The 934-nt window shown below is 71.1% G+C and carries 1 protein-coding gene and 1 pseudogene; one reads left to right on the top strand and one right to left on the bottom strand.

The features are described 5' to 3' along the window. Positions 1-399 (top strand): annotated as a pseudogene (locus TN53_RS41000) (hypothetical protein); the annotation flags it as partial. Between the two features lie 271 nt (positions 400-670). On the opposite strand, the gene TN53_RS40995 reads toward TN53_RS41000, so the two are convergent. Next, positions 671-934: substrate-binding domain-containing protein (locus tag TN53_RS40995; RefSeq protein ID WP_046263972.1), on the bottom strand; the 264-nt coding region annotated here is incomplete at its 5' end.

Raw genomic sequence — 934 nt, 5'->3', positions numbered from 1 at the left:
GCCCAGTCCGCCGCCTACGCCAAGGCGATCACCGACGACGACGTCTCCAAGGTCGGCACCGAGAAGATCGACGGCGCCGACACCGACCGGTACAAGGTCTCGGTCGACGTCGCGCGGCTGCCCGGCGGCTCGCAGTTGCGCGAGCAGATCGGCCCGACGCTGCCCATGCAGATCTGGCTCGACGACCAGGGCCGCATTCGACGCCAGCAGATCGACATGACCGTCAAGGCACCGGCCTCCACCAAGCCGGACGCGAGCTCGGCACCCCAACAGGTCAAGCTCAGCACGCTGATGGAGTACTCCGCCTTCGGCACCGAGGTCGAAGCCGAGGCTCCCCCGGCCAACCAGGTGAACGACATGACCGACCAGGCACTGCGCAACGGTCAGAAGAAGAGCTGACCCGGCGCGGGCCCGGCCGCATGCCGCCGGGCCCGCGGCGCCTGCGCCGTCCTCGGCCCGAGGTTCCGTCGGCGGTTGCCGCGAGCCGGTGGCCGCAAGGATCCGCATTGTCGGCGGAACGCCGCCGGCCCCGGTGTGTGGACGCGGGAGTCCAGAGCGACCCAATGAACCAGCCGCCCGGACGGAGACCGCGGTTCCGCCGTGTGAGCTCTTCCAGGACGAAGACACGGCACACCTGCAACGGCAGCGAGCGGCACTCTCCGGCCGACGCTCAGCGCACTGGGGGTGGCGCCGTGCTCTCCCGGACCATCAGGCGCGTCGGCACAAGCGTCGTGCCGTGGGACGCGTCGTCGTGGCGCATCTTCCGCAGGACCGCCTGGACGCAGAGGCGGCCGACCTCGGCGAAGTCCTGATGGACCGTCGTGAGGGGCGGCAGGAAGGACGACGCCTCGGCGATGTCGTCGAAGCCGATGACGCTGACGTCCTCGGGGACGCGCCGGCCGCGTTCATGCAGGGCGCGCAGCAGGCCCAGGGC

Source organism: Streptomyces sp. WM6386, from assembly GCF_000972385.1.
GTDB lineage: Bacteria > Actinomycetota > Actinomycetes > Streptomycetales > Streptomycetaceae > Streptomyces.
This window is presented reverse-complemented; position numbering and strand designations above follow the sequence as displayed.